The sequence below is a fragment of the Sphingomonas sp. genome (assembly GCF_051962185.1).
In the GTDB taxonomy this organism is placed as follows: Bacteria; Pseudomonadota; Alphaproteobacteria; order Sphingomonadales; family Sphingomonadaceae; genus Sphingomonas.
Genome location: NZ_JBQCCN010000294.1, coordinates 1 through 7,139, shown reverse-complemented (window position 1 = coordinate 7,139; position 7,139 = coordinate 1). Strand labels below are relative to the sequence as shown.

At 66.6% G+C, this 7,139-nt stretch carries 10 protein-coding genes; 4 read left to right on the top strand and 6 right to left on the bottom strand.

Going from position 1 to position 7,139, the window contains the following annotated elements:
- Positions 1-442, bottom strand: a 442-nt coding sequence (gene hslV, locus ACTHJR_RS18190; RefSeq protein ID WP_440524796.1) for an ATP-dependent protease subunit HslV, incomplete at its 3' end; no start/stop codon positions are given.
- A gap of 194 nt (positions 443-636) precedes the next feature.
- On the opposite strand from hslV, the gene ACTHJR_RS18185 reads away from it, so the two are divergent.
- Both ACTHJR_RS18185 and ACTHJR_RS18180 read left to right on the top strand, forming a co-directional pair.
- On the top strand, positions 637-1,860 hold the full coding sequence (locus tag ACTHJR_RS18185; protein ID WP_440524795.1) for a Yip1 family protein: 1,224 nt from the start codon (positions 637-639) through the stop codon (positions 1,858-1,860).
- 40 nt (positions 1,861-1,900) lie between these two features.
- Positions 1,901-2,338: a hypothetical protein gene (locus ACTHJR_RS18180; protein ID WP_440524794.1), complete on the top strand. Its 438-nt coding sequence runs from the start codon at positions 1,901-1,903 to the stop codon at positions 2,336-2,338.
- 25 nt (positions 2,339-2,363) lie between these two features.
- On the opposite strand, the gene ACTHJR_RS18175 is transcribed toward ACTHJR_RS18180, so the two are convergent.
- Together ACTHJR_RS18175 and ACTHJR_RS18170 are read right to left on the bottom strand one after the other, a co-directional pair.
- Positions 2,364-3,701, bottom strand: coding sequence for an Nramp family divalent metal transporter (locus ACTHJR_RS18175; protein WP_440524793.1), 1,338 nt, complete (start codon positions 3,699-3,701; stop codon positions 2,364-2,366).
- A 54-nt stretch (positions 3,702-3,755) separates the two neighbouring features.
- Positions 3,756-4,628, bottom strand: a complete 873-nt coding sequence (locus ACTHJR_RS18170; protein ID WP_440524792.1) for an S-methyl-5'-thioadenosine phosphorylase — start codon at positions 4,626-4,628, stop codon at positions 3,756-3,758.
- Between the two features lie 265 nt (positions 4,629-4,893).
- Between ACTHJR_RS18170 and ACTHJR_RS18165 the strand changes: the two genes are divergently transcribed.
- Positions 4,894-5,304, top strand: a complete 411-nt coding sequence (locus ACTHJR_RS18165) for a DUF2147 domain-containing protein (protein ID WP_440524790.1) — start codon at positions 4,894-4,896, stop codon at positions 5,302-5,304.
- Positions 5,305-5,332: 28 nt separating this feature from the next.
- Here ACTHJR_RS18165 and ACTHJR_RS18160 read toward each other — a convergent pair whose 3' ends face one another.
- Positions 5,333-5,746: an endonuclease domain-containing protein gene (locus tag ACTHJR_RS18160; protein ID WP_440524789.1), complete on the bottom strand. Its 414-nt coding sequence runs from the start codon at positions 5,744-5,746 to the stop codon at positions 5,333-5,335.
- Positions 5,747-5,859: 113 nt separating this feature from the next.
- The gene (locus ACTHJR_RS18155; RefSeq protein WP_440524787.1) at positions 5,860-6,483 is read right to left on the bottom strand and encodes a DNA-3-methyladenine glycosylase family protein; all 624 of its coding nucleotides are present in this window, start codon (positions 6,481-6,483) and stop codon (positions 5,860-5,862) included.
- Positions 6,484-6,546: 63 nt separating this feature from the next.
- Here ACTHJR_RS18155 and ACTHJR_RS18150 point away from each other — a divergent pair, with 63 nt between their 5' ends.
- On the top strand, positions 6,547-6,864 hold the full coding sequence (locus ACTHJR_RS18150; protein WP_440524786.1) for a 2Fe-2S iron-sulfur cluster-binding protein: 318 nt from the start codon (positions 6,547-6,549) through the stop codon (positions 6,862-6,864).
- Positions 6,865-6,889: 25 nt separating this feature from the next.
- Here the strand turns inward: ACTHJR_RS18150 and ACTHJR_RS18145 are convergent.
- The coding region (locus tag ACTHJR_RS18145; protein WP_440524785.1) for a transposase at positions 6,890-7,139 on the bottom strand (250 nt) is incomplete at its 5' end.

Here is a 7,139-nt window from a genome sequence, read left to right as displayed (position 1 = left end):
ATTCGACCAAAGCGCGCGCCGCGGCGAGCGCGTAATTGCCGCCCGACCCGATCGCGGCGATGCCGCCTTCGGGCTCGAGCACGTCGCCATTTCCGGTCAGGATCAGCGTCACGTCCTTGTCGGCGACGATCATCATCGCCTCCAAATTGCGGAGATATTTGTCGGTCCGCCAATCCTTGGCGAGGTCGACCGCGGCGCGCATCAACTGGCCGTTGGCGCGCTCGAGCTTGGCTTCGAGCCGCTCGAACAGGGTGAAGGCGTCGGCGGTCGCGCCGGCGAACCCGCCGATTACGCTACCGTCGCCCAGCCGGCGCACTTTCTTGGCATTGGGTTTCATCACCGTCTGGCCGGCGGTCACCTGGCCGTCGCCCACCACGATCACCTTGCCGTTCTTGCGCACCGACAGAATCGTCGTGCCGTGCCATGTCGTCTTGTCGCTCATGTCCGCCATGTAGGCATCGGTTGCGCCGGCGCAACATCGTGCTCCCGCCCGCCCGCAAAGGATGGTACAGGGGACTCGACGCCTTGCCGTTACGGCAAGCGATGTCGGGTCGATCCAATAAGAGCGCCGCGAAACGCGGCAGAATGGGACGGTAGCGGGGCATATCAGCCCGGAATGAAAGGGGTTTCTGCATCATGGCGAGCGAATTTCCCAAGGACGTCGGACAACCGCCGGTGGGCGGCGGGGGCATGATCGGACGCGTTCAGCGGTTGATCCTGAGGCCCAAGGACGAATGGCCGGCAATCGATGCCGAGCCGATGACCGTCCGGGGCATCCTGATGGGCTGGGTAGCCCCGCTCGCGGCGATCGGTCCGATCGCGCACCTGATCCAGGTCATGGTGTTCCCGATCAGCTTCTTCGGCGTGGCGTGGCGCCCCTCGTTGATCGGCGCGATCGTCACGGCGCTCCTGACCTGGGCGCTGACGGTCGGCATGACCTATGTCTGGGCATTGATCATCGACGCGCTCGCCCCCAGTTTCGGCGGCACCAAGAATTCGGTTTCGGCGCTCAAGGTCGCCGCCTTCTCGGCGACCGCCGGCTGGATCGCGGCGATCCTCGGCATCCTGCCGGCGCTCGGCGTCATCGGCAGCCTGATCGGCCTCTACAACATCTACCTCCTCTGGGTCGGCGGGCCGCTCCTGATGAAAGTGCCGCAGGACAAGGCCCCGGGCTTCGTCATCGTCTCGATCATCGTCGGCATCGTCGCGATGATCCTGGCGGGCTTTGTCGCAGTGATCATCGGCGGCGCGATGTTCGCGATGTCGCCTGCGGCGGGCGGCTTCGGTACGCCGGGCGGCGGCTCGATCACCGTCGGCGGGACGACGATCGACACCGGCAAGTTGAACGAGACCGCCGCGAAGCTCCAGGCCGCCAGCAGTTCGGTCGAAGCGTCGCTCAAGGGCGGCGACGGCGCGGTCAAGGCGGTCGATCCGAACGCGCTCCAGAACATGCTGCCGGCGGCGGTTTCGGGCTGGAACCGGACCAGTATCGAAAGCCAGGGCGGCGGCGCCGCGGGCCTCAACGGCAGCAACGCGGAAGCGCAGTTCCAATCGGGCGACCAGAGCTTCCGCTTGTCGGTCAGCGATCGCGGCGCGCTCGGCAACGCGCTCAATGTCGTCGGCAGCCAGATCAGCGGCACCACCAACAAGCAGACCGCGACCGGCTATGAAAAGTCCGAGATGCAGAACGGCAATCTGGTCGAGGAACGCTGGGACAACCAGTCGAAGGAAGGCCGCTACGCGGTGACCGTGGCCAGCCGGTTCGCGGTCGAGGCCGAGGGATCGGCGCCGTCGATCGATGTGCTGAAAGCGGCGGTCTCGTCGGTCAATCTCGGCCAGCTCGCGTCGATGGCGAAGTGATCCCGGCGCGTCGCGACGATCGGCCGGTCGCGCGGCGCCGATGAGGCTCAGGATCATTCTCGCCGGCGCAATGCTGACGCTCGGCGGATGCGAGGCGGGGAACGACAACCGGAAAGCCGACGCCCGTGGCCCCGCCACCACGGCGTCGGTTGCGGCGTCGAGCGATGCCCCGGCCGATTGCAGCAAATTGCCGGAGTTCGTGCCGCTCTATGCCGACGCGCAGGTCGAAACCTGTGTCTCGGGCCCGGCCGGCGAACCGCGCCGGGAGAGCGGGACGGTGGTCTACACGACGGCTGCGGAGCCCGGCGCGGTCATCGCCTGGTACAAGGACAAAGCGATCGGCGACGGGCTGGTGCCGGCGCTGTCGACCCCCACCCTGTTCTCGGCGCGCGACGGCAGCAAGCGATCGGTCATGGCGATGGTCGAGACCGTCCGGGGATCGACCAAGGTCACCCTCAATTGGGGCCGCGATACCTGATCGAGCAACCCCGAGAGGAACGGCGTTAGATACCCGCCACGCCCACCAGCAGCTTGAGGTTGAGCGCGACGATCGCCGCCGCGACCGTCCAGGCGGCGATGCGCAGCGGCCACGGGCTGGCGAAGGCGCCCATCATCCGCCGGTCGCCGGTGAACGCGACCAGCGGGATGACGGCGAACGGCAATTGCAGGCTGAGCACGACCTGGCTCAACACCAACAGCCTGGTGGTCGCCCCCTCTCCGGCAATGGCGATGACCGACGCGGCCGGCACGATCGCCAGCAGCCGCGTCACGATCCGGCGCAGCCAGACGGGCATGCGGAGGTCGAGGAATCCCTCCATCACGATCTGCCCCGCGAGCGTGCCGGTGATGGTCGAATTCTGCCCCGAGGCGAGCAGTGCCAGCGCGAACACCACGCTGGCGGCCCCCGCGCCGAGCATCGGCGACAACAGATGATGCGCCTGCTCGATATCGGCGACGTCGTCGCGGCCGGCGGTGTGGAAGACCGAAGCGGCCAGGATCAGGATCGCGGCGTTGATCAGGAACGCGAGCCCCAGCGACACCATCGTGTCGATCGTCGCCAGCCGGATCGCGCCGCGTTCGTCGCCCGCCGCGACCTTGCGCGTCTGCACCACCGAGGAATGGAGGTAGAGATTGTGCGGCATCACCGTCGCCCCCAGGATGCCGATCGCGATGTAGAGCATCGCCGGGTTGGTGACGATTTGCGCCCGCGGTACCAATCCGCCCGCGACCGCGGTCCAATCGGGCCGCGCCAGCCATAATTCATAGGCGAAGCACCCCGCGATCACGATCAGCAGGGTCGCGATGAACGCCTCGAGCTTACGGAATCCGAACCGCTGTAACGCGAGTAGCAGGAGGACGTCGACCGCGGTGATCAGCACGCCCGCCAGCAGCGGCAGCCCGAAGAGCAATTTGAGCGCGACCGCAGTGCCCAGCACTTCGGCCAGATCGCAGGCGATGATCGCCAGCTCGCACAGCAGCCACAGTGCGATCGTGGTCTTGCGCCCGTAGCGCGCGCGGCACGCCTGAGCGAGATCGAGCCCGGCGGCGAGACCGAGCCGTGCGGACAGGGTCTGGAGCAGGATCGCCATCAGGCTCGACAGCAGGACGACCGCGAGCAAGGTATAGCCGAACGCCGATCCTCCCGCGAGGTCGGTCGCCCAATTGCCCGGGTCCATATAGCCGACGGCAACCAGATAGCCGGGGCCGACGAAGGCGAAGAACCGCCGCCACGCGCCCTTCGCCGGCACCGCGATGGTGGCGTGGCTTTCGCCCAGCGACGGGCGCCTCCGCGCGAAAGGCGCGGCGTCGCGGATCGCGTCGCTGCTCGGCGGTGGCGTCATTCGGTCCCCAATGGCATGTCCCCGATACGTCCTCCGGGACCATGCGGTTCCACCCTAACGCCGCAGCGCGCGCCCCGCCACCGCGTCGAGCTTGGCGAGCAAGGCCGGCTCGCGCCTGGCCGGATCGGTAATCAGCGCGACGTCAAGGCACGTGTCGATCGGCGACGGCGTGCGTTCATCGGGCAGCGCCCTCACGAATGCCTCGACCGTGCGGCGCGCAACGTCGCCATTCCTGTGCATCTGCGCGATCACCTCGGCGACCTCGACGGGCTTCTCGCTCTCGCGCCAGCAATCGTAATCGGTGACCATGCCGATCAGCGCATAGGGCAGTTCCGCCTCGCGCGCGAGCTTGGCCTCGGGCATCGCGGTCATGCCGATCACGTCGGCGCCCCAGTCGCGATAGAGCAGGCTTTCGGCGCGGGTCGAGAATTGCGGCCCCTCCATCGCCAGATAGGTGGCGCCGGTCGCGACCGCGCCGCCCGCCGCCTCGACCGCCGCGGCGGCAAAGCCCGACAACCGCTCGCACACCGGGTGCGCCATGCTGACATGCGCGACCATGCCGGTGCCGAAGAAACTCGACGCGCGATGCACGGTGCGGTCGATGAACTGGTCGACCACGACGAAATGCCCCGGCGGCAGATCCTCCTCGAGCGACCCGATCGACGAGATTGCCAGCACATCGGTCACGCCCGAACGCTTGAGCGCATCGATATTGGCGCGGAAATTGAGCTCGGACGGCGGGACGACATGGCCGCGGCCGTGGCGCGGCAGGAACACCAGATTTACCATGCCGATCCGCCCGAACAGCAGGTCGTCCGAGGGTTGGCCCCAGGGCGTGTCGACGCGGCGCCACTCGGCATCCTCCAGCCCGTCGATCGCATAGAGGCCCGAACCGCCGATGATTCCGATCGTCCAGCCGTCGCTCATGTCGCCTCCTTGCGTGCGCGAATCGCGCCTTCCCCTTAGGCGATGATCGCGGCGGACGCAGCCGGGTCGAAGCGTCGTCGTAGAGACCAATCTTTATACCGATTGCGCATGATATCTCAGGGCGTCATATCACATGTGCATATAAGATGGCTCGCGATAGAACCGCACCCGCTGGAAGCGGCACAAAGATGGCGTGATGGACATGACTTATCGATCGCCAACTCGGGTACACGCGGCGCGCCACGGACCTGTTAAGGTCGGGCGCATGATTCGTCCTATCCTCGCCGCGATCGCCGCCGTCGCGCTCGCGACCCCGCTTCTCGCCGCCCCACCGATCGCTGGCCGCTGGCTGACCGCCGACGGCGGCGCCGTCGTCGCGATCGGCGATTGCGGCGGCGCGCTGTGCGGTCGCATCGCCAAGGTCATCAAGGGACCGCCGACCGGTCCCTGGGTCGACGCGCGCAATCCCGACCCCAAGCTCAAGAACCGCCCGCTCGTCGGGCTCGCGATCCTGACCGGCATGACGGCCTCGGGCGACGGCTGGAAGGGCAGCATCTACGATCCCAAGACCGGCAAGACCTATCGCGCGGTCGTCGCCCGCGACGGCGCCAATCTGAAGGTCCAGGGCTGTATCGCGATCTTCTGCCAGACGATGACGTGGACGCGGGCGGGGTAGACAATAGCGATTATTGATGAAGCTGTAATTACGGGTCTGCGCGTCGTGTCCTGGCTCTCCCCTCCCTGAAAGGGAGGGGCTGGGGGTGGGTGCCGCCGAGGCACTCGGCGGCCTGCAGCAGAATGTATTCCGCTGCGCCATCGGGATTGGAAAGTATCTCGGAATTCCAGAGACGGATGACGCGCCAGCCAAGGCGCGCAAGATATGCTGATCGGCCCGCATCCTGAAGTGCGCGATCGATGTGCTGGCTGCCATCGAGTTCGACTGCCAATCGGGCACGCCGACACGCTAGATCGATGATGAAGGGCGGAACGATGAGTTGTCGCGTGAAGGCCGGTCGATAACGCGAAACGCGATGCCAGATTGCGAGTTCGGCCGGCGTTGGATTGTTGCGCAACTGACGCGCTCTCGCGGTCAATTCTGGATCGATGCGGCGACGCATGTGGCCAGCGTATCGTGGCTCGCTGCGCTCGCCAACCCACCCCAGCCCCTCCCTTGCTGGGAGGGGAGTCCGGTAGGACGCAAATCCCGCTGTCGACCCGGAAACCGCCCCCTTCAGATCACCTCCATATCCACCTTGTAATGATGCCACGCCAGGATCGCCGCCGCGCCGCGATGCGGGCGCCAGCCTTCCGCCAGCTCGCGCATCACTTTCTCCGCCGGGCGCTCGTCATGGCCGAGGATGCGGCCGATCTCGATCTGCACCGCTAGGTCGCCGGCCGGCCAGACGTCGGGACGCCCTTCGGCGAACAGCAGATAGATTTCCGCCGACCAGCGGCCGATGCCCTTGATCCGGATAAGTTGCCCGATCGCCTCCTCGTCATCCTCGGGCAAATGCGCGAGGTCGAGCCGGCCGCTGGTCACTTCGTCGGCGAGACTGCGCGCATAGCTCGCTTTCTGTCGCGACAGGCCGGCGGCGCGGAGTTGCTCGTTGGTCGCCTCGGCGATGGTCGCCGGGTCGGTCAGGTCGCCGACCTGCGCCTCCAGCTTGGTCCAGATCGATTGCGCCGCCGCGACCGACACCTGCTGCCCGACGATGGTGCGCAGCAAGGTCGCGTAACCGCGGTCGCGCACGCGCGGCTGGGGATAACCGGCGCGGGTCAGCGCCGCGGCGAAGGCGGGCTCGATCGCGGCGAGCGCGTCCAGCGACGCATGAAGCGATATACTGGTCTGGACCATCGGAAACCTTGATCGAAGCGGCCGGGCGCGGCATGGGCGCTCGCAACCGGACGGAGGAAAGACATGCCCAAGCTTATCGTCGTGACGCGCGACGGGAAAGAACAGGAAATCACGGGCGAGGCTGGCCTGTCGGTCATGGAAGTGATCCGCGACGCCGGGATCGACGAAGTCCTGGCGCTGTGCGGCGGCTGCTGCAGTTGCGCCACGTGCCACGTCCATGTCGATCTGGAATTTGCGGCCAAACTGAAACCGATGAGCGAGGACGAGAACGACCTGCTCGATTCGTCCGCCGACCGCGACGCCGACAGCCGCCTGTCGTGCCAGATCGAATTCGGCGATCATCTCGACGGGCTGAAGGTGCGGATCGCCGAGGAGGATTAAGGGCTCCCGCCACCTTCAATCGTCATCAACTCAGTTGAGCATCGCGGATGCGAGCGTTTGCGATGACGATAATTTTGCGCATGACGGCGATGCGGGCGACGATGGGTTTTTTGCCGTTGCTTTTGAGGCGTTGGTAGAAGTGGCGTAGGGTTGGGTTGTGTCGAGCGGCGGCGAGAGCGGCCATGAAGAGGGCCTGTTTGATCTCGGGCCTACCGCCGCGGGTTCTGCGATAGGCGTCGTTGCTGCCACTTTGTCTTGGATGGGGAGCGAGGCCG